The organism is Methanoplanus sp. FWC-SCC4 (assembly GCF_032878975.1).
Classification (GTDB): Archaea; Halobacteriota; Methanomicrobia; order Methanomicrobiales; family Methanomicrobiaceae; genus Methanochimaera; species Methanochimaera problematica.
The window spans coordinates 1896034-1921976 of the sequence record NZ_CP043875.1; the positions used below are offsets into that span (position 1 = coordinate 1896034).

28 protein-coding genes are annotated in these 25943 nt (G+C 41.3%); 15 read left to right on the top strand and 13 right to left on the bottom strand.

Features of this window, described 5'->3' with window-relative positions; genetic code table 11:
* Positions 1 to 104 precede the first annotated feature (104 nt).
* The gene (locus tag F1737_RS09645) at positions 105 to 677 is read left to right on the top strand and encodes a class I SAM-dependent methyltransferase (RefSeq protein ID WP_317136373.1); all 573 of its coding nucleotides are present in this window, start codon (positions 105 to 107) and stop codon (positions 675 to 677) included.
* Here the strand turns inward: F1737_RS09645 and F1737_RS09650 are convergent.
* The gene (locus F1737_RS09650; protein WP_317136374.1) at positions 672 to 1574 is read right to left on the bottom strand and encodes a flavodoxin family protein; all 903 of its coding nucleotides are present in this window, start codon (positions 1572 to 1574) and stop codon (positions 672 to 674) included. The genes F1737_RS09645 and F1737_RS09650 overlap by 6 nt on opposite strands.
* Positions 1575 to 1716: 142 nt before the next feature.
* Here F1737_RS09650 and F1737_RS09655 point away from each other — a divergent pair, with 142 nt between their 5' ends.
* Complete coding sequence (locus tag F1737_RS09655) at positions 1717 to 4170, top strand: heavy metal translocating P-type ATPase (protein ID WP_317136375.1); 2454 nt, start codon at positions 1717 to 1719, stop codon at positions 4168 to 4170.
* An 82-nt stretch (positions 4171 to 4252) separates the two neighbouring features.
* Here F1737_RS09655 and F1737_RS09660 read toward each other — a convergent pair whose 3' ends face one another.
* Together F1737_RS09660 and F1737_RS09665 are read right to left on the bottom strand one after the other, a co-directional pair.
* Positions 4253 to 4741, bottom strand: coding sequence for a helix-turn-helix domain-containing protein (locus F1737_RS09660; protein WP_317136376.1), 489 nt, complete (start codon positions 4739 to 4741; stop codon positions 4253 to 4255).
* An 89-nt stretch (positions 4742 to 4830) separates the two neighbouring features.
* The gene (locus tag F1737_RS09665; RefSeq protein ID WP_317136377.1) at positions 4831 to 5379 is read right to left on the bottom strand and encodes a hypothetical protein; all 549 of its coding nucleotides are present in this window, start codon (positions 5377 to 5379) and stop codon (positions 4831 to 4833) included.
* 313 nt (positions 5380 to 5692) lie between these two features.
* Here F1737_RS09665 and F1737_RS09670 point away from each other — a divergent pair, with 313 nt between their 5' ends.
* The 6 genes from F1737_RS09670 to comE are packed head-to-tail and all read left to right on the top strand — an operon-like array spanning position 5693 to position 11469.
* A complete protein-coding gene (locus tag F1737_RS09670; protein WP_317136378.1) occupies positions 5693 to 6472 on the top strand; it encodes an ATP-binding cassette domain-containing protein in 780 nt (259 codons plus the stop codon).
* The gene (locus tag F1737_RS09675) at positions 6469 to 7176 is read left to right on the top strand and encodes a GTP-binding protein (RefSeq protein WP_317136379.1); all 708 of its coding nucleotides are present in this window, start codon (positions 6469 to 6471) and stop codon (positions 7174 to 7176) included. Before F1737_RS09670 ends, F1737_RS09675 begins: the two co-directional genes overlap by 4 nt.
* A gap of 2 nt (positions 7177 to 7178) precedes the next feature.
* Positions 7179 to 7850, top strand: coding sequence for a (Fe-S)-binding protein (locus F1737_RS09680; protein ID WP_317136380.1), 672 nt, complete (start codon positions 7179 to 7181; stop codon positions 7848 to 7850).
* Positions 7847 to 9103 carry a methanogenesis marker 16 metalloprotein gene (locus tag F1737_RS09685; RefSeq protein ID WP_317136381.1) on the top strand — a complete coding sequence of 419 codons (1257 nt, stop codon included), beginning with the start codon at positions 7847 to 7849 and terminating at the stop codon, positions 9101 to 9103. The genes F1737_RS09680 and F1737_RS09685 overlap by 4 nt, the downstream gene beginning before the upstream one ends.
* Complete coding sequence (locus tag F1737_RS09690) at positions 9090 to 10361, top strand: cysteate synthase (protein WP_317136382.1); 1272 nt, start codon at positions 9090 to 9092, stop codon at positions 10359 to 10361. The genes F1737_RS09685 and F1737_RS09690 overlap by 14 nt, the downstream gene beginning before the upstream one ends.
* On the top strand, positions 10354 to 11469 hold the full coding sequence (comE, locus tag F1737_RS09695; protein ID WP_317136383.1) for a sulfopyruvate decarboxylase subunit beta: 1116 nt from the start codon (positions 10354 to 10356) through the stop codon (positions 11467 to 11469). Before F1737_RS09690 ends, comE begins: the two co-directional genes overlap by 8 nt.
* A gap of 68 nt (positions 11470 to 11537) precedes the next feature.
* Here comE and F1737_RS09700 read toward each other — a convergent pair whose 3' ends face one another.
* Positions 11538 to 12761 carry a phosphoglycerate kinase gene (locus F1737_RS09700; protein WP_317136384.1) on the bottom strand — a complete coding sequence of 408 codons (1224 nt, stop codon included), beginning with the start codon at positions 12759 to 12761 and terminating at the stop codon, positions 11538 to 11540.
* 151 nt (positions 12762 to 12912) lie between these two features.
* On the opposite strand from F1737_RS09700, the gene F1737_RS09705 reads away from it, so the two are divergent.
* The 4 genes from F1737_RS09705 (at position 12913) to F1737_RS09720 (ending at position 15784) form a co-directional block, all read left to right on the top strand.
* Positions 12913 to 13659 carry a class I SAM-dependent methyltransferase gene (locus F1737_RS09705; protein ID WP_317136385.1) on the top strand — a complete coding sequence of 249 codons (747 nt, stop codon included), beginning with the start codon at positions 12913 to 12915 and terminating at the stop codon, positions 13657 to 13659.
* 221 nt (positions 13660 to 13880) lie between these two features.
* On the top strand, positions 13881 to 14390 hold the full coding sequence (locus F1737_RS09710) for a YqhA family protein (protein ID WP_317136386.1): 510 nt from the start codon (positions 13881 to 13883) through the stop codon (positions 14388 to 14390).
* 167 nt (positions 14391 to 14557) lie between these two features.
* Complete coding sequence (locus F1737_RS09715; protein ID WP_317136387.1) at positions 14558 to 15055, top strand: hypothetical protein; 498 nt, start codon at positions 14558 to 14560, stop codon at positions 15053 to 15055.
* 150 nt (positions 15056 to 15205) lie between these two features.
* Positions 15206 to 15784, top strand: coding sequence for a flavodoxin family protein (locus tag F1737_RS09720; protein WP_317136388.1), 579 nt, complete (start codon positions 15206 to 15208; stop codon positions 15782 to 15784).
* 407 nt (positions 15785 to 16191) lie between these two features.
* On the opposite strand, the gene F1737_RS09725 is transcribed toward F1737_RS09720, so the two are convergent.
* From F1737_RS09725 to F1737_RS09745, 5 genes are all read right to left on the bottom strand, one after another.
* Positions 16192 to 16563 (bottom strand): nucleoside triphosphate pyrophosphohydrolase, encoded by a 372-nt coding sequence (locus F1737_RS09725; RefSeq protein ID WP_317136389.1) that lies wholly within the window; start codon positions 16561 to 16563, stop codon positions 16192 to 16194.
* Positions 16560 to 17699: an HNH endonuclease domain-containing protein gene (locus F1737_RS09730; protein ID WP_317136390.1), complete on the bottom strand. Its 1140-nt coding sequence runs from the start codon at positions 17697 to 17699 to the stop codon at positions 16560 to 16562. Before F1737_RS09730 ends, F1737_RS09725 begins: the two co-directional genes overlap by 4 nt.
* 129 nt (positions 17700 to 17828) lie before the next feature.
* Positions 17829 to 18413 carry a YIP1 family protein gene (locus F1737_RS09735; RefSeq protein ID WP_317136391.1) on the bottom strand — a complete coding sequence of 195 codons (585 nt, stop codon included), beginning with the start codon at positions 18411 to 18413 and terminating at the stop codon, positions 17829 to 17831.
* A gap of 271 nt (positions 18414 to 18684) precedes the next feature.
* Positions 18685 to 19857: a hypothetical protein gene (locus F1737_RS09740; RefSeq protein ID WP_317136392.1), complete on the bottom strand. Its 1173-nt coding sequence runs from the start codon at positions 19855 to 19857 to the stop codon at positions 18685 to 18687.
* 159 nt (positions 19858 to 20016) lie between these two features.
* Positions 20017 to 20460: a tetratricopeptide repeat protein gene (locus F1737_RS09745; RefSeq protein ID WP_317136393.1), complete on the bottom strand. Its 444-nt coding sequence runs from the start codon at positions 20458 to 20460 to the stop codon at positions 20017 to 20019.
* Between the two features lie 237 nt (positions 20461 to 20697).
* Between F1737_RS09745 and mntA the strand changes: the two genes are divergently transcribed.
* From mntA to F1737_RS09760, 3 genes are all read left to right on the top strand, one after another.
* On the top strand, positions 20698 to 21051 hold the full coding sequence (gene mntA / locus F1737_RS09750) for a type VII toxin-antitoxin system MntA family adenylyltransferase antitoxin (protein WP_317137892.1): 354 nt from the start codon (positions 20698 to 20700) through the stop codon (positions 21049 to 21051).
* Positions 21052 to 21107: 56 nt separating this feature from the next.
* Positions 21108 to 21482 carry a type VII toxin-antitoxin system HepT family RNase toxin gene (gene hepT / locus F1737_RS09755; RefSeq protein WP_317137893.1) on the top strand — a complete coding sequence of 125 codons (375 nt, stop codon included), beginning with the start codon at positions 21108 to 21110 and terminating at the stop codon, positions 21480 to 21482.
* A 168-nt stretch (positions 21483 to 21650) separates the two neighbouring features.
* Positions 21651 to 22724: a hypothetical protein gene (locus F1737_RS09760; protein ID WP_317136394.1), complete on the top strand. Its 1074-nt coding sequence runs from the start codon at positions 21651 to 21653 to the stop codon at positions 22722 to 22724.
* A gap of 199 nt (positions 22725 to 22923) precedes the next feature.
* Here F1737_RS09760 and F1737_RS09765 read toward each other — a convergent pair whose 3' ends face one another.
* The 4 genes from F1737_RS09765 to F1737_RS09780 form a co-directional block, all read right to left on the bottom strand.
* A complete protein-coding gene (locus tag F1737_RS09765; RefSeq protein ID WP_317136395.1) occupies positions 22924 to 23694 on the bottom strand; it encodes a hypothetical protein in 771 nt (256 codons plus the stop codon).
* Between the two features lie 245 nt (positions 23695 to 23939).
* A complete protein-coding gene (locus F1737_RS09770) occupies positions 23940 to 24443 on the bottom strand; it encodes a winged helix-turn-helix domain-containing protein (protein ID WP_317136396.1) in 504 nt (167 codons plus the stop codon).
* A 92-nt stretch (positions 24444 to 24535) separates the two neighbouring features.
* The gene (locus F1737_RS09775) at positions 24536 to 25192 is read right to left on the bottom strand and encodes a hypothetical protein (RefSeq protein WP_317136397.1); all 657 of its coding nucleotides are present in this window, start codon (positions 25190 to 25192) and stop codon (positions 24536 to 24538) included.
* A gap of 117 nt (positions 25193 to 25309) precedes the next feature.
* On the bottom strand, positions 25310 to 25942 hold the full coding sequence (locus F1737_RS09780; RefSeq protein WP_317136398.1) for a V-type ATP synthase subunit D: 633 nt from the start codon (positions 25940 to 25942) through the stop codon (positions 25310 to 25312).
* Position 25943 lies beyond the last annotated feature (1 nt).

Consider the following 25943-nt stretch of genomic DNA (forward strand, 5'->3'; position numbering starts at 1 on the left):
TCAGCCAAATTAGAAATTCCTAAAAATTTTTCGGCAAATTTTGTTTTTTTGTTATTCTAAAATATTTAATTATAAATAAAGCAAAAATAATATTTACTGATATCATGAAGAAGAAAGAAGATACCGGAAATGAAAAAATGCCGGACACAGTATTCAGAATAATGGCTTTTACCATAAAAATAAACGATTTATTCAACCCGCCATCTGAACTTGTAAAATTGGCAGGAATTAAAGAAGGCATGACAGTCGTTGATTACGGCTGCGGTCCCGGAAGCAACACAATATGGGCATCAGAATATGCAGGTGAAACCGGTCTTGTATATGCAGTCGATATACATCCCCTTGCTATTGAAATGGTCACAAAAATGGCAGAAAAAAACAATCTCTCAAACATAAAAACAGCACTTGCAAAAGGTTATAATTCAGGACTCGAAAATGAGACCGCAGACCTTGTAATGGCACTGGACATGTTCCACATGATAGAAGAACCGGAGAAATTTCTTTCTGAAATAAAAAGAATACTAAAACCTGACGGAGTTTTGTTCATAGACGACGGCCATCAGCCAAGGGAATCTGCCAGGAATAAAATAATCGCATCAGGGCTCTTTAAAATAGAAGAAGAGAACAAACGGTTCCTCAGGTGCAGGATTAAGACAAATACTCAGTTATCTTCATAATCTGGAAATATCAAGAGCCGATCTTAGTGCCTCTTCAACCTCTGCCTTTAATCCCGTTACATTTCTTAGATCCCTGATCTCATCAATGTTGTCGACAAGTATCTGACCTGATTTTTTTATCCCCACATTTGCCATAAAGGAATCAGTGACTGAAATGAGGCATTTGAAATTGAAGTCACCCTCTCTTCCCGCAACAGCAAGAAGAATGCCTTTTGGGTTATTTTTTGAATGCAAAAGAGTCCTCTTTGCATGATATGCCTGAAAACGATCCATGCAGATTTTAAGTCCCCCGGGAACCGTGTTCGTGTAAACCGGCGAACATATGACAACCAGTGAGGCACCGTGGACATAACTGATTATGTCCTGCATTTCATCGCGGAAAACGCAGAAACCATAATTATAGCACTGGTAGCATCCGATGCAGGAGTGGATGTTTAAGTCATCCAGATAAATGACAGCCGGAATTTTCCCAAGCGACTTTGCTGTTTTAGAAGCCCACCCTGCAAATATGGAACAGTTCCCGTCAGGCCTCGGACTTCCCTGAATAATTACAACATCAGGAGAATCCCTCTTGTGACCGGCGTACATCTTCTTGATCCTCTCCTTCTTAATTAAAAGGTGCTCAACAAAGTCCGAAGGAAACTCCCTGAGATTCTCTGCCCATTCATCAAATTTTAAAAATGCAGTCTTTTCAGCCTCAAGCGGAACTGTCGGGGAATATTCATAGGTGTTGGTTCTGAAATCAAACAGAAATTCGCCATTCATTACAAGTGTCAGTATGTACCGATACATCCCGGGATAAGGCGCTCTGCCCGACTCACGACAGAGAACAAGATAAAACTCATCTCCTCCGCCGTATATTTTTTCCTCCCTGAGAATTTCTGATGAGACTGACACACATGTTTCAGTTGACAGACATTATAATTAATAATTTGCCGTGTTTTTTCTCAGGCCGTACAGGAAGTCCGGTTAGATACCCCTTTATATATCCGTAGTGACACAATAGGGAATTATCAGGGAAATCTGAAAAGGGGGAACCATGGCGATTACGGAAGATGAGAAAAAGGAGAAGGGGAAAAAAACCGAAATCAAAATCACCGGAATGCACTGTGCATCATGTGCCATAAATCTTGAAAATGCCCTGAAAAAAGCAGAAGGGATCGATGAGGCATCGGTTGATATCTCATCCGAAAATGCAAGGATCTCATTTGACCCTGAAAAAATAAATTTCAGGGAGATAGAAAAGCTTGTCAAAGAAACAGGCTACGGAGTCCTGAAGGCACAGAAAAAAATCAAAGTCGGCGGAATGCACTGTGCATCATGTGTTGGGACGGTTAAGGCCGCACTTGAAAAAATAAACGGAGTCGAGTCCGCTGAAGTAAACTTAACAGACAACTCCGCAATAATCACCTACATAACAGGTGAAGCAGACTTATCCGATTTTAAATCCGCAATAGAAGAGGCAGGATATGATTATATAGGAACGGACGAGGAAGCCGGCCGTGACATTGAAGCAGAATACTTTGAAGCCGAACAGAAGAACAGGGTGAAGATGATGGCTGTCGGTTTCAGTGTCTCAGCTGTCCTCCTTCTAATCATGTTCTCCGGCATAAAACTCCCTTTCCCAAATGCCTACCTGATGTTTGTCATCACAACGCCTCCTTTTTTTTATCTAGGATACCCGATATTCAAAGCGGCTTACAGTTCGCTTAAAAACAGGGCACTCAATATGGATGTTATGTATGCACTCGGAATCGGGGTTGCATACCTCTCATCAGTCTTTGGAACTTTTGAGATCTTTCTGACACGGGAATTTCTGTTTTATGAAACCGCACTGATGCTTGCATCATTCCTGACACTTGGAAGGTACCTTGAGGCAAACGCAAAAGGCAGAACCAACGAGGCTGTAAAAAAACTCATCAGCCTGAAACCAAAAACAGCGTTTGTAAAACGGGCGGATGATTTTCTTGAAATATCCGCAGAAGAAGTTGTACCGGGAGACGAAATCCTTGTAAAACCGGGAGGAAAAATCCCTGTCGACGGCACCGTCATCTCAGGCGAGGCCTTCATCGATGAATCGATGATAACAGGCGAACCGATTCCGGTTAGAAAGGAGAAGGACGACAGTGTTATCGGCGGAACCCTGAATACAAGCGGTGCTGTGGTATTCAGGTCGACAAAGGTCGGAAAGGACACAGTTCTCTCACAGATCATTTTGTTTGTGGAAGAGACACAGAGGTCAAAGCCGCCTGTCCAGCGTATCGCAGACATGGCAGTTGCCTACTTTATCCCTGCAATACTTACTATTGCAACCGTATCCGCAATTTTGTGGTATTTTGTCTTCGACAGCACTCCGGTTTTTGCAATGACAGTATTCATCTCCGTAATTGTCATTGCATGCCCCTGTGCCCTCGGCCTCGCAACCCCTACCGCCGTTACAGTCGGCATAGGACGTGGTGCAGAGCTTGGAATCCTCATTAAAAACGGTGAAGCACTTGAGATCTCCGAAAAACTCAGAACCGTTGTCTTTGATAAAACAGGAACGCTTACCATCGGAAAACCGGACGTAACATCAGTCACGGGGTTTGAAACAGACGAAAAAGAACTCATTTCACTGGCAGCAGGCGTTGAGATGCAGTCAGAACACCCGATTGGAATGGCAATTGTGAACAGGGCAAAAGAACAAAATATTCAGCCCAAACCAATGGAAGATTTCAAATCATACGCAGGGGGCGGCGTTTTGGCTGTTTCAAACGGCATGCAGATATATGCAGGAAACAGGGATTTCATCGCAAACAACGGAATCACCATAACAGCTGAAACAGAAGAAGAGCTCTTGGCAAATGAAAAGAGGGGAAGAACTGCAATAATAATCGCAAAAGAAAAATCCGTCATTGGTGTCATCTCAATTGCCGACATGTTAAAAGAGAGCACTCCGGCCGCAATTGAGGAGATAAAAAGACTGGGACTCTCTGTTGCAATGATTACGGGGGACAATGCAATAACAGCCCTCTCAATAGCAGACGAGGCAGGAATAAAACAGGTCTACGCAAATGTTCTTCCAAAAGACAAGGCCACAGAAGTAGGCCGTATTCGTGAAGAATCCTCCGGGATGATCGCCTTTGTAGGAGACGGAATTAACGATGCACCCGCACTTGCAGAGGCAGATGTCGGTATTGCAGTCGGGAGCGGCACAGAAGTTGCACTTGAGAGTGCAGACATAGTCCTGATGAGAAACAATCTGCTTGACGTTGCCGCCTCAATAGAACTCTCAAACAAGGTGATGTCAAGAATAAAAATGAACCTCTTCTGGGCTTTTGCATACAATACAGCATTAATACCTGTGGCGGCAGGCCTTCTCTACCCGCTTTACGGAATTGTCTTCCGGCCCGAATATGCGGGGGCAGCAATGGTTTTAAGCTCGGTTACGGTCGTTTCACTCTCACTTCTGCTCAAAAACTACACTCCAAAGGCGGTTCTTTTAAAAACCTGAAAAAAACGAAAAAATATTTTAAATTTTCAAAAACCAGCGGGAGGCATTGACCCAGATTGCCAGGGATTTCCCTGATAACCGGTCATTCCAGCCGGTTTTCAAGAGAATCAAGGGCCTCAATTATAGTCGCAGTCTCCGGTTTCATAATCGCAACCGGCACCTCCACAACCTTTTCAATTATTGATGCAAGAATCGGTGCGCAAACTATCCCCGAAGCACCCTCCTTTTCAGCCCTGACGGCTGATACAATGCATTCCTCCATCGTATATGCAGGATATCCCCTTATTTTATATTTCTCCTCCCCGATTGTCACCCTTCTGGATTCAACCTCGTCAAGCAGGAATTTCGCGGCGATGACTGCTACAAATTTATTATCATGAGGTTCAAGTGCCCTTACTATCGCCTGAACAGTTGAAAACCTTGGATCTCTTTCACCCGACGTGATTTTGTAGACTGTTGCCGGGGGTATTTTAGCCCTCTCTGCAAGCTCTTTTATGCTGACTCCCTTTCTTTCGAGCTCTTCTTCCAGAGCAGCCTTAAAACCAATCTGAAATATTCTCTGCGAAAACATGATTACTCAGTCTACAATTGTACAAACAGACCATATATTATTTTCCCTCAAGTGACAATATGAGAATTTAGATCTCAATACTTTCCGGATCAGATATGGCATGATAATACCAGACAATCCTCATCAGAATATTCCGCAAAATTATCCGGTGAAAAACTCAGATAATCCCCTGTCGGAAACAGATGACCTCCGTATCCGGTGTAAAGCCCGTCATATACCCTGTAAAACGACTCAGACGATTTATTGTACCCATCCATATCCCCGGATGATGCACCTCTTAAAGCCTCATCCAGATATTTTTTTAGTAAATCTGTATTCATGCCGTCAGATTCGGCCTCCTTTAACAGACGACTCATTTCGGGGAGTTCATCTGCCGGTGTTATCCTTATCTCAGGATAGAGGATATCCATATCTGTATCCAAAACTGCCCCTAAATCAGACTGAATTAAGGAGAGAGGAACACATTCCTCTTTAAGCCCTGTTAATCCCATGTTTATGTTTTTTGAAAACAAACAAATTTTTGAACCCATGTTAATCTCTGTCCGGGTGATGCAAGGGTCTTCAATTATATCCTGTATCATTTTTTCGCCTTTTTTACTCGTACCGGAGATGAAGGATTCCGGTAACTCCTGCCTCATTGAATATAAGATTCATTTCAAAATGGTATAAATGATTAAAACATAACCCATTCAAAAGACTAACCTGATGGTTAAACACCTGCACCAAAACCATTATTCGATGAGTTAAAAAACCAAAAACAGCCGGGTAAAACAGACCCGATAAATGCCCCCAGAAAACCCCTGAAATTTATGCACAGGACAATTCAATCATACAATATCTCGTACTTTTTTATACATAACGCCAATCTCAAAATGTAATTTTGTTATTAAAGTATCAATTATTTGATCATAATGGAACAGTTTAAACAATATGATGCATTAAAAATAATGCATGCACCTGCATAAAATAGAAGAAATAACAATTCTGCCGGGAAATAACAGAAACGGGGATACAGAAAATTTTAATAAAATAACAATAAAACCGGGAGATACAATCTCGGTTGTAGGGCCAACCGGCTCGGGCAAAAGTGCACTGATAAACGATATAGAGATTTTTGCAAAAAAAGATACAAACACAAAGAGGACAGTGCTTGTAAACGGCGACTATCCTCCCGAAGATTTCATCCGTGACCCTTCAAAAAAGCCCGTCGCTCTTATTACACAGAATACAAAATGCCTCGCTGACTTAAGCGTTGAAAATTTCCTTGAAATGCACGTCCGCTCAAGGAAAATAACTGACGAAAAAATAATTCAGGAGACAATAACGCTTGCAAACGAGTTCACAGGCGAAAAAATAAAACCTCATGTGAGGATGACCTCACTTTCAGGCGGCCAGACAAGATCACTGATGGTTGCCGATGCAATAATGATATCAAACGCACCGATAATTCTGCTTGATGAGGTTGAAAACGCAGGAATCTTCAAGGAAAAGGTGATAGAATGCCTCAAAAAGCACAACAAGGCGCTTATTTTTGTAACACACGACCCACTCGTTTCCCTCATGTCAGGGCGAAGGATTGTAATGAAAAACGGTGCAGTTGAAAAAATTCTTGAGCCGGGGGAAGAAGAAAAAGAGGCACTCTCTGATATAATACAAATGGACGCTGCATTGTGCTCAATGCGTGAGAGAATACGTGCCGGGGAAATTATCAGGAGCATATCACTTACATGAAGCTGATAGTCATAGCAGGCCCTCCGTCTGCCGGAAAAACCGCCGTTGTGAGACAGATTATTTCACACTTTAAGGAGACAAAAAAGTGTGCATACCTAAAAATAGACGTTGTGAGAGCCTTTGAGGATGAGGAGCTCAGGGAAGAGTTTCAAATCCCCACAAAAAAGGTTTACTCAGGCGATGTCTGCCCTGATCATGTGGGAATCCTTGTGATGAAGGACACAATAAAATGGGCTGAAGAGGAGAACGCCGATCTTTTAATCGTCGAGAGTGCGGGACTCTGCCTCAGGTGCTCGCCTTATACCACCCAGTCGCTTGGAATTGTCGTATTAAGTGCGGTCTCAGGGATTAACACACCGCTGAAGATGTCAGCAATGCTTGCACTTGCCGACACCGCCGTTGTTACAAGGATTGATCTGGTGTCACAGGCTGAAAAAGAGGTATTCCGGGAGAGAATTAAGGAAGTAAGCCCCGGCCTTGACATAGTTGAGACAAACGCCGTTCAGGGAACAGGCCTTAGATATCTCTTCAGGGCGGTTGAAAACCAGGCCGAAGTAACCGATCCTGAAAAGATTGTCCTGAAAGGAGCCGCTCCTCTCGGAGTCTGCACTGTCTGTGCAGGCAAAAAGGAGATTGGCTGGCAGAATCACTTCGGTGTGATCAGACAACTTGACGGGGCCGAATTTATGTTCAGGGGTGAATAAATTTGAAGGCTCCAAAAAAAAAGGACTGGAAACCCCCCGGCAAAGACTGCGGTGCATGCGGTGCAAAAACCTGTGAGGAATTTACAGGGTTTTTAAAAGAAGGCATAAAGGAAGAGGAAGACTGCCCGTTTTACAATGATTTGGAAGATGAAGATTCAAAAATCCTGCCTGAAGAAAAAATCTGTTTGAAAGGAGAGGCTGTTTACGGCGACACTGACATCCTGAACAAACCCTTCGATTTCATACTGCTTCCGTTCAAAGGAGAGCCGTCCGCACGAAAGATCGTTCTTCCGTTCAGGCCTGATCTTACTGAAAAATGGGAGATCAAAAAAGGCGATATCGTCCTTGGAAGACCGATGGGTGCGGGGTGCCCTGTCCAGCATATTTTATCAGTGATTGATGCAGATTACGTGACCGGAGTCTTAACCTGCCATGTAGTAAGTCCGCTTGTTGCAAGAAACAATCCGGAGAAGGTAAAGGACATAAAAGCCTATCACATGCTCGGCTTTGAGGGAATTGCAAAAACAGCTGCAAAAAAACCAAAATTCGGACACCGACAAAGATTCCTGCCGGGATACTGCATGATGAATCTCGGACACACCGGACTTGTAAATATGGTAATAGAGCGTGATTCCGGCACACATGTGAGAGTGGAGGACGTAATAATATTATGAAGACAATAGCCGATATAAACAATAAAATAAAAAGCGGAAAAGCGGTAGTCTACACAGCATCAGAGTTCAAGGAGCTTGTCAGAGAAAATAAAACCCCCTCCGCTGAGGAGGTGGATGTTGTAACCTGCGGCACATGCGGGATTATGTCAGGAACATTTGCAGTCATGACAGTTCCGGTTGGAGAGCCGGGAGCCTTCAGGCGTGCCGAATCGATAACACTCAACGGAGTGCCGGCGTTCCCCGGGCCCTGCCCGAACGAGGGCCTTGGCACAGTAGACCTGATCGTCTACGGCACATCCCATGCAGACGAATCATACGGCGGAGGACACCTTCTCCGCGATATCGTTGAGGAGAAGGAAATCGAGGTTGTTGCCGTATCAGAAGGAAAAACTTATGAAAATCTGATATACGGAGAAGACATACAGTCCGCACGCCTGATTACCTCAAGAAGCGCCTTTAAAAACTACTCTGCAATAGTGAACCGGGATACAGACCCCTATAACACTATCTTTTCTGTCCTTCCGCTCATAGGAGGACTCTCAGAGGCAACCGTCAGCGGATGCGGTGAAATAAACCCGCTGCAAAACGACCCCTTTATGAGATTCATAAAGGCAGGGGCAGGGATTCTCCTAAACGGGGCTCCCGGTTTTATAATGGGCACCGGTACAAGGAGCAGTCAGGAGAAGCCGAACATCGCCGCATTTGCGGATATGAAAGATATGTCGCCTGAGCTGATGGGCGGCTTTATAACTTCGGCAGGCCCTGAATGTCTGGTATCAGTCGCCGCCGCAATCCCGGTTACTGATGAGGAGACGATTAAATCCCTTTCAGTTCTCGATGAGGACATACCGCTTCCTGTTGCCGACGTAAAACACAGGGAAACAATAGGATACTCAGATTACGGACAGATTTGGCAGAACACGGATCACAGGGTTATAGTGAACCCCTTAAACTGTATGTTCTGCGGAGAGTGCCCGGCTGCTGTAGCCTGTCCGACAAAGGCGATAATGCCCGGAGGGGGAGTTATTTTCTCACGCTGTGTCTCATGCGGAACATGCACAACAACATGTCCGGGAGAAGTCTACACAATGGAGATGGGCACAATAAAAGTCGGGGATCAGGAAATTCCGGTTACACTAAGGCAGTCTGACAGGACAAAGGGAGAAGAGATCAGCGCAATGTTAAAAGATATGATAAACAGGGGGCATTTTTCCTTCTGTGATACAGGAGAAGAGAAAGATGGGGGAATATGAACTAAAATGCCCGGTATGCAGGGCAACAGTTCCGGATCATTACACCAATGAATGCCCGGAAAAGTGCAGCGGCCTGATTTTGGCAGAATACAAAGAAAAGCAGTTTATCCCAAAGGGTCTCCCCGGAATGTTCAGGTATCACAACTGGCTTCCGGTGGAGGGTTACAGGGATGTAAAAACAGGCCCGGCAACTTACAAGAGCAAGGCGCTTGCCGAAAAACTCGGGCTAAAAAATCTGTATATCTGCTTTAACGGCTACTGGCCGGAAAAAGACGCATGGATTAAGACCTGTTCGTTCAAGGAGCTTGAGGCCGTCCCGACAATGCTCAGGATGGAGGAGAAAGGAAGCGGAATCCTCCAGATCTCATCTGCCGGAAACACGGGCAGGGCATTTTGTGAGGTTTCGGCTGATACTGGCGTTCCTGTCATAGTTGTCGTTCCAAAATACGCAACAGAAAGCATATGGACGACAAAACCCGCAGAAGATGTATTCCTGATCACAATAGACGGCGACTATACCGATGCAATTGAATTCGGGAACAAACTCTGTCAGATGGAGGGGATAATCCCTGAAGGAGGGGCAAAAAACCCAGCAAGACGTGACGGAATGGGGACTACGCTCCTGAGCGGTTTTGAGGCGGCAGGCATGATTCCCGACTGGTACTTCCAGGCTGTCGGGAGCGGAACAGGTGCAATTGCAGCGTGGGAGATGTCAAAACGCCTCGTTTCAGACGGAAGATTCAAAGACAGGCTTCCCCGGCTTTACCTCTCGCAAAACATCCCCTTCATCCCGATGGTCAGTGCATGGAATGCAAAAAGGCGTGAGATTATTGAAGATGTTGATATGCCTGACGCTAAAAACTCGGCCATGTCTGTTTATGCAACAGTTCTTACAAACCGCCACCCGCCGTACAGCACAAAGGGCGGCCTTTTTGATGCACTCACAGAAACCAACGGAATTATGGAAGGTATCGAAAGTAAACGGGCAGAAGAGGCAGCGGAAATTTTTGAAAAACTTGAAGGAGCCGACACTGATCCAGCGGCTGCCGTCTGTGTTGCCTCACTCATTGATGCAGCAACAAAGGGGGTTGTAAAACCTGATGATGTTATCCTCCTCAATATCACAGGCGGAGGCTACAAAAGGGCTGATTTGGATTTTGAAAAGATCATTGTTGAACCAAAGGTATCCCTGCCGGCAGGAAGCGATACCGGAGTTATAAAAGACGAACTTGTAAAATGGATGAGTAACTATGCTTGAGGATTTTGTCTGCGACATGCTAAAAGAACAGGGGATCGAGTTTATTGTATCCCTTCCCTGTGACAGAACAAAGGATCTGTGTGCACTCATGGAGGCCGGCTTTCACTATGTAAACATAAACCGCGAGGAGGACGGGGCAGGTGTCTGTGCCGGACTTGCACTTGCAAAGAGAAGGTTCGTCCTTCAGATGCAGAGCTCGGGGCTTGGAAATTCCCTGAATGCAATGATGTCCCTGACAGAGCTCTATAAAATGCCCCTCCCGGTCATTGCAAGCTGGAGAGGATATTACAAAGAGAAGATTCCTGCACAGATTCCGTTCAACAGCAAAATCCCAAGGATTCTTGATGCACTCGAAATTAAATACACAATCATATCAGAGCCGGATGAACTGGTAAAATTAAAAGACGTGATTGAGGATGCATACGAAAACTCGAGAATCCACGTTGCCCTAATCTCACCAAAAGTCTGGGAGGGTGAAAGCTGCAAATGCCCTGTCAGAATTGTTCCTGACAGAAAAAGGGAGATACATATCGAGTACACACGGGAGATTCACGAGCCTGTGATGAAAAGGGCTGATGCAATAGGTGTTGCGGCAGAACTTTTAAAAAATGAACTTACAGTCTCCAACATAGGTGTTCCTTCAAAGGAGCTCTATGCGGCTAATGACAGGCCGGAAAATTTCTACATGCTCGGAAGTTATACGCAGGCAACACCGATTGGTCTCGGCCTCGCAGTAGGACAGGACAGGGATGTAATTGTACTTGACGGCGACGGAAGTCTTCTTGGAACGGCCATTATGCCGGCTGTTGCAGCTGAAAACCCAAAAAACCTAACAATTGTTGCCCTTGACAACGGAGCATTCGGAAGTACCGGAAGTCAGCAGACACATGCATGGACAGGGTGTGATCTTGAGCTGATGGCGATCGGTGCCGGGATTAAAGACACATTCAAGGCTAACTCAGAGGAGGATCTAAAAGAGGCCCTTTTAAAGAGAACAAACGGCCCGAAGTTCATACATGTCATATTAAAACCCGGAAACACAGATGCACCAAATATCAAAACAGGGCCTGAAGAGATTAAGAAAAGATTTCAGGATTCCTTCTTATAATTTTTTTAGGTACTGATGCTTTTTAAAAACAGCAGAAAACTGAAAAAATTTTATTAACCTGTTAAAATTTAGTTTTTGCCGAATTTTGCCCATGATTCCTCAAGGGCTGCAACCGCCGGCAGTTTCTTTCCGGTCAGAAATTCAATGCATGCCCCGCCGCCTGTTGAGATGTGGCTGAAACTCTCATCAATTCCGAGGGATTCAACAACAACCGCAGTGTGTCCGCCGCCTACAACAGAGAAATCAGCCTTTCCGGCAGCTTTCAAGAGTTCAAAAGTTCCTGTTGAGAAGGCCTCCTCCTCAAATACACCCGCGGGCCCGTTGAACACAACAGTTCCGGAATTTTTTATTGTTTCCGTAAAAGGAATAAGGGATTCAAGACCGAGATCCAGTACAGGTCTCTCAGACGGGATTTTGTCCACAGAAACCTCTTCCCTTTCACCTTCCGTATTTTTAATCGCGACATGCTCAGGCATGACAATTCTGTCGCGGTGGTTTTTGAGCATCTCTTTGGCCTTGCCTATCTCACCCTCATACCCGAGAGTCTTAATAAGGTCACCGGACGGCTTTCCGATATCAACGCCGTCTGCTGCCAGAAATACATTTGAAACGACTCCGACAACAAGCACCTGATCGGCAATGCCTGCGTCAAGCACATTTTTTGCAACGTCCATTGAGTCATCAACCTTTGTGCCCCCGAGAACGAAGGTAACCGGCTTTGGTGCATCCGTAAAGACCTTTGAGAGTGTCTTTACCTCCCTTTCCATGAGTGTTCCGGCAACAGATTTCATTGAATACGGAAGACCGACAATTGTTGGCTGTGATCTGTGGGCTGTTCCGAATGCATCGTTTACATAGATGTCGCCCATCGCACGAAGACCGCGTACGAGGTGGGTTGATGCCGCATCCTGCGGAGACATCTTTATGTTCTCCTCAGCATTGAACCTGACATTTTCAAGCATGAGGACATCCCCGCAGTCCATTGAACGAACAGCCTCACGGGCACATTTTCCAAAAATATCATCGGTATAGTCGACCGGCCTTCCAATCAGGCGTTCGAGCCTTTCCGCATGTGCCTGAAGGGTTGTAAAATCCTTTTTCTGCGGTCTGCTCTGATGTGTTATCACAACAACCTTTGAGTCTGAAAGATTCTGAACTGTCGGCGCATGCTCGCGGAATCTCTTATCGTCAAGAATCAGGTTTGATGCGGGGTCTATCGGAGAGTTAAAATCAACACGCAAAAGGACAGTTTTCCTGTCTGTCTCAATATCATCCAGTGTTCCGAATTTCATATATTACACCTGAAAAGCCTGGTCGGGCGGGAAATTTAATATGTGATATATGGTTGGATAGTATCTGAAATATTGGTTTCTTAAAGAATTTACAAAATGCATTATTCCGACCACAAAGATAATGGTGTAAATTTAAAGAAATATTTGTTTAATGGATAACAATATCATTTTTGAAATATTTGAGGGACTACCAAGACAGGGGCCCGGGGACAACAGATGCACAAAACAGGCATTTGAAACAATCCCGATTCCAAAAAAAAGCCTGAAGATACTCGATATCGGGTGCGGTTCGGGGATGCAGACAATTCAGCTTGCAAAACTCTGCGAAGACTGCACGATTACCGCAACCGACATCTACCAGCCGTACCTTGATGATCTTAAACAAAAATCAGAGGCAGAAGATCTCCCGTCGGGAGTAATTACAGAGTGCGTCTCCATGGAAAATCTTCCATATGATAAGGAGTCCTTTGACATCATCTGGTCGGAAGGCTCCGTTTTTATAATGGGATTTGAGAACGGGATTACCTACTGGAAGGACTTTTTAAAGACGGGAGGATACCTCTGCCTGACAGAGGCGGCATGGTTTTTGGACAATCCTTCCAAAGAAGCTGAACTATTCTGGAATGAGGCGTATCCTCTGATTAAAACGATTGACGGGAACATAGAGATTATTAAAAAATGCGGATATGAAATTGTTGATACATTCAGACTGCCGGAATCGGCATGGACTGATAACTATTACACACCGGTGATAAACCACATAAACAAAATACGGGATGATTACAGAGGAAACGATGAAGCTCTAAACCTCATTAAAGAAATAGAGAAAGAAGCTGAAATCTATCAAAAACACCACAATGACTACGGCTATGTCTTTTTTGTTTTGAAAAAGATATAATCACATTATTTCTCAAATCCGAAAATGCACAGGGATTTTAATAATCTTTATTCATTTCATCCATACTTCTCCGGACATTTTTTGTGGAGGCAAAAGAATAATCAGCTAAAATAACCGAATAAATAAAGTTGCTATAATAACCGGCCGGAGAAATACCGGTGAGATAAAACATACGAAATATTACGGAATAATTGGAAAAAATACATAAATTAATGATAACCATGACAACAAGTATAATTGAAAGAGTCTTTGAAAAGATGCTCTGGAGTACAAGATATGTTGTACTCTTAGGTGTCATATTTGGTGCACTTAGCGCAATCATTCTCTTTATTGCAGGTTCACTTGAAATCTATGATGTACTGCTTGACTACCTTGCTGAGAGCGGGGGGCATTTAGAGCACGAAGACATCCTTATAGGGATTATCGGTGCCATTGACTTTTATTTAATCGCCCTTGTTCTTCTCATATTCAGTTTCGGAACATATGAGCTGTTTATATCCGAGCTTGAAATTGCCAGAATGAAAGGGGATTTTGGGAATATCCTTGAAGTCAAAAATCTCGATGACCTTAAAAACAAAATTATCAAGGTTATCATAATGGTTCTGATTGTCAGCTTTTTCCAGAGGATATTGTCAATGGATTTCACAACATCGATGGATATGCTGGCGATGGCAGTTTCAATCTCTGTTATCTGTATCGGTGTCTATTTCCTTGGAAAGCATCACATATAATTTTTAAAACCATATCACATTTTAAAGGCACTTTACGACAGATACGCAGATTTTTGGCCTGAAGACTAACAGTAAATGGCCTTATCAATATCTCAAACCCTCTCAGAAATCTATAACGCTTCCGAATTGCCAAATTAAAATCAGGAAGGATTTGGGGAGAGCATCTGGTGTTGGTTATTATTTATGGTCTGGTTTTGGCGGTTTGTACCGCATTTGCATATTATACGGCAGGTAAACTTATCAAAAATATAAGACTGAGGATTATTGTACTCATATCTGCAGGCGTTATCACAGGTATGATTTATGGACTTTACCTGATTCCGCCAAAGCTTATCCCGTTTAATGAAACAGTAAGGACAGTCGGGTTTCTAACCGGTATGATGATTCATCCGTTTTTTTATTCCGCCGGTTTTTTCCTGACAGAGTGGAAATTCCCGCAATACAGATATTCAGCTTTGGTTCTGGTGGCTGCAATTATGATTACTGTTTATTTTGATTTACTCTTTTCAGCCATCGCCCAAGTATTAGCACCATTTGAAATCCATAAGGCAGGAGTCCTGATGATCGCTGATATGATCCTGATCGGCGCAGGGGACATAATAATTGCAGTCCTTTTTTATCTGGCGGCATCAATAATTGCCAAAAATGCAAGAAGAGAGCAATAGCGGACAATTATCATCAGCCATCATTAATTATCAGATATTTTAGCCATGCAAAGTATTATTTATATAAAACCTGTATTTCAGGATATCACCGGCCGGATAAAAAACAAAATCCCGGCCGTTATGATCAAAACATTCCGGGGGGATTAAAAATTGGTTAAAGTTGTTGCATTTAACGCAAGTCCAAGGAAGGACGGAAATACAAAAAGACTTCTTGATGAAGTCATAAAAGAGCTTGAGGCGAAAAAAATAGAGACCGAGATTATCCAGATAGGCGGGCAGAGGGTCCACGGATGTACTGCATGCATGAAATGCCTTGAAAATCAGGATGAAAAATGTGTTCTTAACAAGGATTTTGTAAATGAATGCATACAGAAGATGAAAGAGGCAGACGGAATAATCATCGGAACACCGACATATTTTGCAGACGTTTCAACTGAAGCCAAGGCACTTATAGACCGGGCCGGTTTCGTTGCAATTGTAAACGGGGGGCTTTTCAAAAGAAAGGTAGGTGCAGCAGTGGTTGCTGTGAGAAGAGCCGGAGCAGTTCATGCATATGATACGATAAACCACTTTTTCGGCATCAACAATATGGTAACGGTAGGCTCATCATACTGGAATCTCGGGATAGGATTTGAAGCCGGAGATGTTGAAAAAGATGAGGAAGGAATCCAGACGATGAGGGATCTCGGAAACAACATGGCATGGCTTCTTAAAAAAATCAGTGACTAATGATGGAAAATTCAGGTGACTGATAAGGTAGCCTGAAGCCTTAATACAGGATAACAATAATCACATTTTTTTCTTTTTCGTTAAGAAAAGCATAAATAACCAAAAAATACGCCCAAAATGTAGCATTTTGAATCCACACAGAAGCCCTGTATTCCATTATTCTGTCTTCACCTGACATATACATCGTCTGAGATTGGCAGCCCTGTATAAATGCCGATATAAATCACAATTTAGGCTTTAAATTACAAAATATCGCAAATATTCCATTTAATTTTCAGGATTGAAAAATGGGCTAAAAGAAGCTCAAATCAGGGTTCTTTTGTCATTTTCAGACGAAGGGTATGCCAGATATGTCCAGGCGGGAAGTGTTATTTTTTTGGTTGTGTCCGGATGGGAATTCTCCTGTCTCAGTCACTTTCATAGATGAAATCGCTTCTTTCACACCTGCAAATGCCCGATTGTGTATTAACGATTTCTTTCAGGTACAGACTCCGATCAAAACCGCCTCTCTCCTCCCTTTTTTTAAGGCGGACTCTTTCAAGCTCTTTTATGCTGAATCCTTCCATCTCACAGAGTTTGTAAACAACCTCCATAATATCTGCAAGTTCCTCAAGGCAGGGTGTTTTTTTATATTCATCAACCTCTTCCTGAAGCTTCTTCTTCATCGCAACATAAAACAAAAGCTCGTTTAATACCTCAACAGAGCATTCGCTGCCCGAATCCCTGATAATATCAGGTATCTTGTCTCTTACAGCCTTGCCAAAATATTCAGAACTCATACACTACTCCATTCAGAAAATCCACGAACATTTATCAGATATTCACAAGTGCCCGCCAAAACTACTATTGCATCATCCTGCCATCCCGGACCCGGCTTCTTTAAAAGAGACACTCCAATCTCCTTTTCAAACCTTGCCGGAAATCTTTCATGTAAAATATCCCAGTACCCTGTAATAGAATCAGATCTTTTTTCCACCAGTGCAGGCGCAGGAATACTGTCACTTTTTTTTGAATTGACAGATGCAAGGCTGGGCAAAAGATTCCATAAATCATTATTCTTCCATACAGAAAACGGGAGCATATGATCTATTGCCATCATCTCAGGATTTGAGATCCTTTTTCCCGACCATACACATTCCAAAAAATTACCTGCCAAATATTGTGATTCATAGCATTTTCTGACATCATAAACAGATCTCTGTGTCTCCGGCGATCTGTTCAGAATTTCAAGAACCACAGAATCACTTATCTGCCCGGTTTTATCGAGATTTGTTGTAAATTCAGCCCATTTTTTAAGAAGCCCTTCCTCTCCGGATATAAATGATCCAAAATATTCAAAAATGGTTGCCAAATCAGCGGACATCGAAAAATAACCTCCTGACCGGACAAAAAGACTTCTGTCATTTATCTCCTGAAAGATAATTTTTGGAACAGGCCTTTTAGGGGTAAATATGGAATAGAACTCTCCATTGTATGACCTTCCAAGATACTGCATCGGCTGATTAATTATTGTGTTCCGGATCTCCTTTGAAAGCTTATAAAATACAGGCTGTATTTCCAAAGGAAGATTCCCGCAGGTATAATCCTGATAAAAAACTGAAAATCCACCCTTATCCTTATAGTATCCGGTCAGTTTTTCAAAAAGCGGCCTGAACACAATGCTGTGTTTTCCGTCAGGCTCTCCTTTCTTCTGCGGGATATAGATTTCACTTTCAGTTAACGGGTAATAATACAAAATCCATTTTTCAATAAGTATTCCAAGCGGAAAGGTTACTTTGTTATCTTTTGTTTCTCCAAGCACCTGATGTTTCTGACAGACTTCGATTACACTGCGTATAAGTGCATATTTGTATGTGGTGTCTGCCTTATCATGCTCAATTATTGAATTTATTTTTTTCAGCTCAGAGAAATCCATTTATAAAAAACAATTGTTTTTCACTAATCTATATCTTTTGGATTTTATACATACGGTCTGAGCATTTTCTCCCATCCGTTAAAAGGGCAATATATGAGAGATTTCTAAAAAGAAATTATGTTATTATCCTCAGGCACATGCCACAACAGCCGTGAAAAAGAAAAAACCAAGGATGATTATTGCAAAGAGCAGTATTCCAAACAGTATTACCGGCAGAAGAACCGCAAGTAATGAACGTCCGGTTGATATCTCATGAAGCTCCCTGATACCAAGAATCTCAAGGATTAATGACCAGACTCCAAAGATTATTCCGACAACAGGTATCCACCCAAACAGAAGTGACGGTGTTGATGAGTATAAAACCGCCTTGATTGTCTCGGAAAGCCCTTTTCTTCCTCCCACAATATAGACAAAAAGGTGAAGAATCAGACCTCCAATAAGAGTTGCCACAATTGTGCCGATTAAGGAGAATACAAACATTGATACAAAGCCAAATGCCCCTGTAAAGGCTAACTGCTCAAATCCATCAATTCCTGCAAACGGGTTGTCGATCCCTGCTGCAACCATGATCCCAAAAAGTACAGAGTATAAAACCAGTAATACAGCAAAAAAGCCGAATGCATCGGAGAGGCTGTCATCTTTGGAATTTCTGAAGGTTTCCACAGGCTCAAGGATAAATCCTTTTGCCTTTTCAATAATATTATCAAAATTCATTACCTAAATTTCGCGGGAATTAGTATTTAAGGGAGTATGATGGAATAAATCCCGGCAGGTTACCCGCCAGTTGTATATCTGTTCATTTAATGATTTCTGGTAAAACTCTATCCTAAAAAAATATAATAAATTCTAAGGTTTTCTACAGAACCAATAATGCAGAAGAATTGAATGCCGGTACTATCAGCCGGCAGGTAAATCCCGGGAAAGAAAGGGAACAGGATTGGTCAAATCAGTCCATTTTTTTCATTGGAAATTTAAGTCAGGGACACTACAGCCAGCCATAATAATATCTCGTTCCAAGCAGGGCATATCCTCCATCTCCTGTTTTGAGAAGAGATACACAATTGATCTTCTGATTTTTATCATGAGTCATGGATAATCTTATGCTTTCATTGATAAGGCTGGGAAATTCAAGAGAACTGCCGCCCTTAAAAAGCCACAGTGGCAATTCTGAAATGTTCTTCAAAAACTCCTTCTTTTGCACCTGCCCGTTAATGTCAAACCGTGTCCTCACAATGCCCTCCAGGTCATCTGAGGTAAAATTACCATGTTTTCGTGAAAGATAGATGATGTCGTATCCCGCTGAATTTTCATGCATTCCTATAAGATCATTGGGTTTACAAAGCGTATAGTTACATTTAAGAAGTGTTGTATTCCAGATTTGGGTATTATTGGCATCTGTTTTTTCAATCAGAATTTTTTGCCCGCCCTCTGTGTGATAATAATAAAATTTACCAATTAAAAAGCCACCGTCATTTGTCGCAAGAATATCCGTTGCTCCGGCAATATTTATCATATCATCTGGTCTTTTTGATAATAACGTCCCGTTTTGTGAAATACCTGCAATTAATACCGGCTTTTGCATAATATTAAAACCACCTCCGGTAAGAACTGCACAGATATTTCCATTGGATGTCGTAAAAACAGAACTCACGAACATTTCAGGATATGTCGCTCCCCCAATCAGGTGCAGATCATCTGGAATGTTTATGCCGGTTTGCATCGTTCCTGATGCATTGAAATTATCTACATGCCCGTCTTTCCAGAAAATCGAATATCCTCTGTCATCTCGCTCAACAATAGCAAGAAGAGTTTCAATAGTTCTTGTTTGTCCGGGTATTTGCTTATTAAAAACAATGTTCCCTTTACAATCAGTCTTCAGAATTCTTAGGTAATTACCCATAGAGCTGTTTCTCAAAACGCTTACAATGAAATATCCATTATCCAATGTCTGCATAAATTGACTGGGTCCTGGTGCATATGAACGGGGTATGTTATAGTCATTATTTTCAAATACACTGGTCCACTGAATATTTTCCTTACTATCCAGCTTCATCAATACGGTATCAGTTTTTTCAAAAGAGCCCTCAATGCATCCGGAAAATATCGTGAGCAGTATTAGAAAAGAGATAATGTAAAGGAGAACGGTGTTTTTTATCATTTTATAATAATTCCTCAATTTTTGATATAAATATAATCGTGAATTTGTTATTGCCAGGTGCAGGCTCAATGTTGCCATGCTGTTTTAATTTTCATTTTTTCAGCATAATCCAATGGATCGGAAAATAATCAGAATATCTGCATGCAAAAAATATTTTCCTCATCTTTTACCAATATAATTAATCTTTAAATCCTCAGCAAGCGGTTCATATTGGGAATTAATCTCTATTGCTTTTTGAAGACATTTCTCAGCCTCATTAAATCTTTTCAGGTTTAACAACGAAACCGCCTTTGCATAATAGGCATGTGCAAACCCCGGGTCAAGTTCAATTGCCTTATCGTAATGTAAAAGAGCCTCTTTGTGCCCGTCTGGCAGTGCTGCACTGCTCATACCTTTAAGTGTCCATTCAAGCGGATTTTCAGGATCTTTTTTGTATTTCTCCGGATTATTGAGGTATTCCGAAAGCCATTTCTGGTGGGTTGGATTGTCATCCGTTATGATTTTGCCATCCAAAGCAGGAATCCTGTCAGTGCATCCGGCTGAGAGGAATACGGCTGCAATTAAAATTCCGGTGATGAACAGAAATCTGTTTTTGAAATTCAATTTAACACAACACCCCCTTATTAAATTAAGTCTCTGCTGAAGATCTATTATAATATATTTATAAAATACATTCCTGTATACACACAGATTTTCTGGTTCAATTAAGTTCATGCGGAATTAATTTAATAAATACGGGATAATATCAAAATAAAAATACCAGGGACTGATACTGACACGAACAATGAAAGAGACACAAACACGGATATTGATAAATATGTCATTAGGGCCGTTGACATAATCAGAAATACCACAGGTTATGAAAATGTCAATTTTATAATGCTTTACGGATCTCTTGCGAGAAATGAAATGACAAAAAATTCCGACATTGACATATGCATAAGTTATAGAGGAACAGAAAAAAATGCAGGGATGTTTCGATTCAGAGTTATTTGTGAACTTTCCAATGAAAAATATGACATCCAGATATTTGAGCAGCTGCCATTATATGTCCAAATAGAAGTTTTAAAAGGAAAACTCCTCTATGCCAGGGACGAATCAGTTGTATATGAAACAGCGGAGAAAACAATACAGGAGTCTGAAGACTTCAAAAAATATTACTCAGATTACATTGGCCTGGAGGCTCTTTCATGAGGAAATTATTACGCAAAGAGCAGATATTATCTAAAATAACTGAGATTTAAGACAGTATCAGCCTTGTAAAGGAAAATTTCCCTGACAATTACGATGATTACAAAAAACTGGGGATAATAAAAGACGGGATTTATAAAAGGCTTGAGTCTTCTATCGAAAATGTGACAGGCATCTGTTCAATAATAAATTCTGACCTGCGTCTTGGTATCCCTGCAAATGAACAGGACATCCTGGACAATCTTGTTTCACATGGAATTCTCTCAGAAAATATGCAGGATCTGATAAGAAAGATGAAAGGATTTCGGAATATAGTTGTTCACAGGTATGGAAAAATTGACGATAAATTGACATTTGCAATTATTTCAGAACATATAAATGATTTTGAATTGTTTGAAGACGAAATAAGACAATTCCTTTCTAAAAATTCATAAACGGAATGTTTCATAGTATGTAATCCCTATTTAAATCACGATTTTAATCCCTATTTAGAGACACCAAATCCGGAGTTCAAAACCAAAAACCAGTTAATCAGGTAAAATAAAATCCCCATTATGCATGGGGAAATATTTCTTTTGCAGGACGATAACAGCCTGTTGGAAATGAAAGAAGAAAAATATGATTCCGAGGATCTTTTTCAGTCTCTTCTGGAGGATTATCCAAAACTTATCTCCGGATCACAGATAAATCCGGATGCACCAAGAAGGTGGATTCTTGTCAAACGTGAAATGGGGATTCGTGACAAGGAAAACGGAAGCAACAGGTGGTCAGTTGACCACTTCTTCCTTGATCAGGACGGGATCCCGACACTCATCGAAGTCAAACGAAGCACTGACACAAGAATCAGGAGGGAAGTTGTCGGCCAGATGCTGGACTATGCAACAAATTCAATAAAATACTGGAATATCGATGAGATTCGTGAACTGTTTGAGCAGACCTGCTCAGAAAAGAATATTGATCACATCTCACACCTCGCAGATATTCTGGATAAAGATGCTGACCAGGAAGAATACTGGAAAATGGTTGAAAGAAACCTTAAAAACAGCAATATACGCCTGCTTTTTGTCGCAGACATAATCCCGCCAGAACTTCAGAGAATTATAGAATTTTTAAATGAACAGATGATAAGTGCGGAAGTGCTGGCAATGGAGGTCAAGCAGTACAGCGGACAGAACCTTAAAACTCTTGTTTCACGTGTTGTCGGCCGGACAATGAAAGCAGCTGATCTAAAGGCTGAAACCAAAGGAAAGTGGAATAAAGAACAGCTTCTTGAAGAGGTTAAAGTGAAAAGCGGCGCTAATGCTTCTTTATTTGTCAAAGGAGTGATTGACTGGTGCAATGATAAAGGCTACATCACAAGGTACGGAAAAGGGGCCACACCCAGTTTAAACATAGGGTTTTTTCAGGGAGATACCGAATGCAAATTCTTTGAACTGGATCCAAAATATATCAGGATTTCTTTTTCCGTTGCTCAAAAATGCAAGCCATTTAATGATGTTGAAAAAAGAAGAGAACTCATTTTAATGCTCAACTCCTTTGAAGGATTCACTTTCAATGAAGAGAGCCCAAAAGGCAGTCCGGGCATCCAGATAAGCCAGTTATCTGCTGATAAATCATTTGACGGATTCTGTGAAACATTTGAATGGATAGTAAGACAGGTCAGAGAAAACAATTAATCTGTCTTCCTTTTTTTCATAAAAATCAATATCACTTTTTTTAAGACAAAAATTCATCCAAATAAATGCAACCATAATTTCAGGTATGACGAAGTCACCAGTTTATTTATACTATAAAATTAATTACTTCTTTCATTGATTCTAAATCCTTTTATTTCTATTTCCAAGATCAGTACTCATATAGGTTATAATAAGACTATCATGTAAAAAGTTTAGTTGTATTATTTAATTTTTTACTGATCTCACAAAAAACTACATCAATCCCTTTAATTTTTCTTTCCGGTTTCTCTTGAAGCAGATCATAACGCCAGGTTACTTCATCCTTGGTTTTTATCTCATAAACTCCACTGATCATTTCAGCACTGAAAACTCTGTAATCGGATGTATTTCCAAACCAATAGCCTTCAGGCCACTTTTTAAAAAGTGAATGCTCTCCATAAACTGTTGGATCGAAATACTTCCTTTCTCCATTATTCATAATCAATTCTACCCATGCATGGTTTCCGCCATTTTTAAATGTGGCAACAATCGGAATAACAGGTGTTCCGGTTCTGTTTGTGATATTTCCAAATAATGATGCAAGTTCTCCACAGGCACCTACTTTATAGTAAGCAATCCAGGCCGGATCATTGGCATAAAAACTTGGAGGGAATGCCCTTACAAAGCCATATGGATCATATTGATATGAATGTGAAAAAGATGAAAAGGACTTGAAATTATAATCTTTATTATTCAGAAAGTCTGTTTCCCAAAAATATTCCGTGAAATTACTTGTAACAAAATCTGCAATCATATTATATTTTTCAGATTCGTCGATTTTATTTTCAACCGTTAAATTGTTGATATTTGTGACAAAATTTTGAATTTCAGACTCTCCATTTTGATAAATTTCTTTTTCATAAATAATACCAAAATACTCATCGAGTTTTTCAGAGGTTTTTTGTGATTCATAAATTGCACCATAAGTCACCCCTAATAAAAATATAAGACATACAATAATAGATATAAGTAAAGATTTTACTATTTGTTTGCCATTATTACCACTTTTAGAAGACGATATTATTAATTGAATGTCTTTTATTAATCAGATATTCTTTTTGATTTTTCAAAGATTTTAAAAAATTGATATTCTTCAGATTTGTAATCTATATTTACGCCGCAAATAATATCTCTGGAAGAAATAAACAGAATCAGAAATACCAAAAAAATTTTACCTCAATCTTCTTTCCCATCCAAAACCTCCCAATGACCCCTTGTTCCACCAACTCTTTTCAAAACCCCAAGCTCTTTTAATTTATTCAGATGTTTTTTAACGGCAGAATCATTGATCCCTATTACTTTTGCAATATCCCTGTATCCAATTTTATTATTTTTTTGAATTATCGACAGGATCTCCATTTGTCTCTCTGTCAAATTAACATTAGCAGCTCCTTTACTCCTTTCATCATCTATTGAGTCACCAGATTGAGCCACCATTGAGCCACCAACCGGTTGTTCAGTCATATGTTCAGGGGGTGCAATTGAACCATTACCAGTAGATAGTGTAGCAGACACACCACCACTTAGCAAAATATCTTTTCTGGCTGCAAACAAACCATCTTCCATTAGATCCTTATCAACAGGAAGAGAAATCCTCAGAAAATTTGCAGTGAATCTGAAACACTCCCTCGGATAAACTTTCAAAAATCGGAGCAGACCAAAACCAAGCTGCTCAACCATGCCAAGGTCCTTAAAGATACGCATAAATTCCATATTTTCAGGATTGGAATATCCTTCAAAGATTGTATATTCTCGCTAAAGGACTGACAGAATCATTCAACAGGAACCGGCAGCCGGTAATCGTGATCCACATCCTTTGATGAATATACAATATACAAAGGTTTTGAAGAACTCATAGCAGATTTGGCATCCTGAACAGGTTTGATATATATCCCAAAATTGTCCCCGAACTCAGACTGAAAGTTAACATTTAGGATAAAATAGCTGAACTCCGGATTATCAACATCCCTGACCTCAATAAGAAGTGCCACCGCACTCTCTGAATCGTTGACATACCTGATAATGCCCGAATAAGTATCCATAATCAGATTATCATTCATAACATGACTCCCTGTGAAATTATAATCCGGATTATACAAATCGTCATAAATTCTTGTAAGCAGTGAAGTTGTATTGTCCTGTTTTAATCCAAAATCGTCAAATTCCACCAGATCATAAGTTTTGAGATCAGGCGGGATGTATATTGTACCGTATTTTTCCGTTATATAGTCAGGAACAGGCTCACCCGCATTGAGTCTTGCTCCTACCGCATTTGTGTATCCGATGATCTCACAGACAAGTCTCTGGTTTTCCGGATTCTCCTGCCCAAAATCAGGTTTTTCATCCCAAAAATAAAAAACAGCAAAAGCCGAAGCGGCAATTACTGCTGCTGCAAGGCATAACCCCCACAAAATCTTTTTTGATTCCATCAATCGTATTTCCCCGTAAATATATTACTACGAAAGAAAACGACAAATTAAAGCATAGTCTTTGTCATTTACGACAAAAGTTTATTAAATAAAAAAAATCAGAAAAAACAAAAAAATTTATTTGGCCTTGGATTTGGCCTTAATCTTCTTAAGACGGAAGAGCTCTTCTCTCTCCATCTCGTCAAGCCTCATTTTAATGAAGTCACGAGCCTCTGTAAGTTCAGGAATAACCTTAAACTCAAGAGCATTGACACGGCGTTTGGTGGACTCAATCTCATCCAAAAGACGCTTCATGGTGGTCTCAATCTCCGCTGCCTCAATGATAGCCTCTACAAGTTCCTCAAAAGAGGTTGCAGTCTCATCAATTACGGGAGACGATCCAAGCACACCATATCCACGGCCGGTTACGGATTTTCTAACTGAAGAAGCCTCAATATCAGGAACAACAACGCCCATGATATTCTTCTCCTTTAGTGTGATCACAGGGTTTTCCTTGACAGCCATAGCCGCCCCCTTAACCCTGATAGATCCTTCCACCGTGTTTGCAACCGCAATCATCTGGTTTGCACGCTCATACCTCTCGGCAAGAGCTCCCCTGCTCTTTTTGGCGTCTTCCAGCACCTTAAAGAACTCAAGGATCAGTCCGTCGCGCTTCATTTTGAGGATGTTGTAGCCACGCTCGGAAAGCTTGATCTTCTTCTTCATGCTGATTAATTCCGAGCGGGTTGGCTTTACATCTTTAAGCGCCATT

Excerpts from the sequence above, each read along its gene's own strand:
- F1737_RS09645 (WP_317136373.1), top strand. The coding sequence starts at position 105 with ATGAAGAAGAAAGAAGATACCGGAAATGAAAAAATGCCGGACACAGTA.
- F1737_RS09655 (WP_317136375.1), top strand. The coding sequence starts at position 1,717 with ATGGCGATTACGGAAGATGAGAAAAAGGAGAAGGGGAAAAAAACCGAA.
- F1737_RS09660 (WP_317136376.1), bottom strand. The coding sequence starts at position 4,741 with ATGTTTTCGCAGAGAATATTTCAGATTGGTTTTAAGGCTGCTCTGGAA.
- F1737_RS09665 (WP_317136377.1), bottom strand. The coding sequence starts at position 5,379 with ATGAGGCAGGAGTTACCGGAATCCTTCATCTCCGGTACGAGTAAAAAA.
- F1737_RS09670 (WP_317136378.1), top strand. The coding sequence starts at position 5,693 with ATGCACCTGCATAAAATAGAAGAAATAACAATTCTGCCGGGAAATAAC.
- F1737_RS09675 (WP_317136379.1), top strand. The coding sequence starts at position 6,469 with ATGAAGCTGATAGTCATAGCAGGCCCTCCGTCTGCCGGAAAAACCGCC.
- F1737_RS09685 (WP_317136381.1), top strand. The coding sequence starts at position 7,847 with ATGAAGACAATAGCCGATATAAACAATAAAATAAAAAGCGGAAAAGCG.
- F1737_RS09690 (WP_317136382.1), top strand. The coding sequence starts at position 9,090 with ATGGGGGAATATGAACTAAAATGCCCGGTATGCAGGGCAACAGTTCCG.
- comE (WP_317136383.1), top strand. The coding sequence starts at position 10,354 with ATGCTTGAGGATTTTGTCTGCGACATGCTAAAAGAACAGGGGATCGAG.
- F1737_RS09700 (WP_317136384.1), bottom strand. The coding sequence starts at position 12,761 with ATGAAATTCGGAACACTGGATGATATTGAGACAGACAGGAAAACTGTC.
- F1737_RS09705 (WP_317136385.1), top strand. The coding sequence starts at position 12,913 with ATGGATAACAATATCATTTTTGAAATATTTGAGGGACTACCAAGACAG.
- F1737_RS09710 (WP_317136386.1), top strand. The coding sequence starts at position 13,881 with ATGACAACAAGTATAATTGAAAGAGTCTTTGAAAAGATGCTCTGGAGT.
- F1737_RS09725 (WP_317136389.1), bottom strand. The coding sequence starts at position 16,563 with ATGAGTTCTGAATATTTTGGCAAGGCTGTAAGAGACAAGATACCTGAT.
- F1737_RS09730 (WP_317136390.1), bottom strand. The coding sequence starts at position 17,699 with ATGGATTTCTCTGAGCTGAAAAAAATAAATTCAATAATTGAGCATGAT.
- F1737_RS09735 (WP_317136391.1), bottom strand. The coding sequence starts at position 18,413 with ATGAATTTTGATAATATTATTGAAAAGGCAAAAGGATTTATCCTTGAG.
- F1737_RS09740 (WP_317136392.1), bottom strand. The coding sequence starts at position 19,857 with ATGATAAAAAACACCGTTCTCCTTTACATTATCTCTTTTCTAATACTG.
- F1737_RS09760 (WP_317136394.1), top strand. The coding sequence starts at position 21,651 with ATGAAAGAAGAAAAATATGATTCCGAGGATCTTTTTCAGTCTCTTCTG.
- F1737_RS09770 (WP_317136396.1), bottom strand. The coding sequence starts at position 24,443 with ATGGTTGAGCAGCTTGGTTTTGGTCTGCTCCGATTTTTGAAAGTTTAT.
- F1737_RS09775 (WP_317136397.1), bottom strand. The coding sequence starts at position 25,192 with ATGGAATCAAAAAAGATTTTGTGGGGGTTATGCCTTGCAGCAGCAGTA.
- F1737_RS09780 (WP_317136398.1), bottom strand. The coding sequence starts at position 25,942 with ATGGCGCTTAAAGATGTAAAGCCAACCCGCTCGGAATTAATCAGCATG.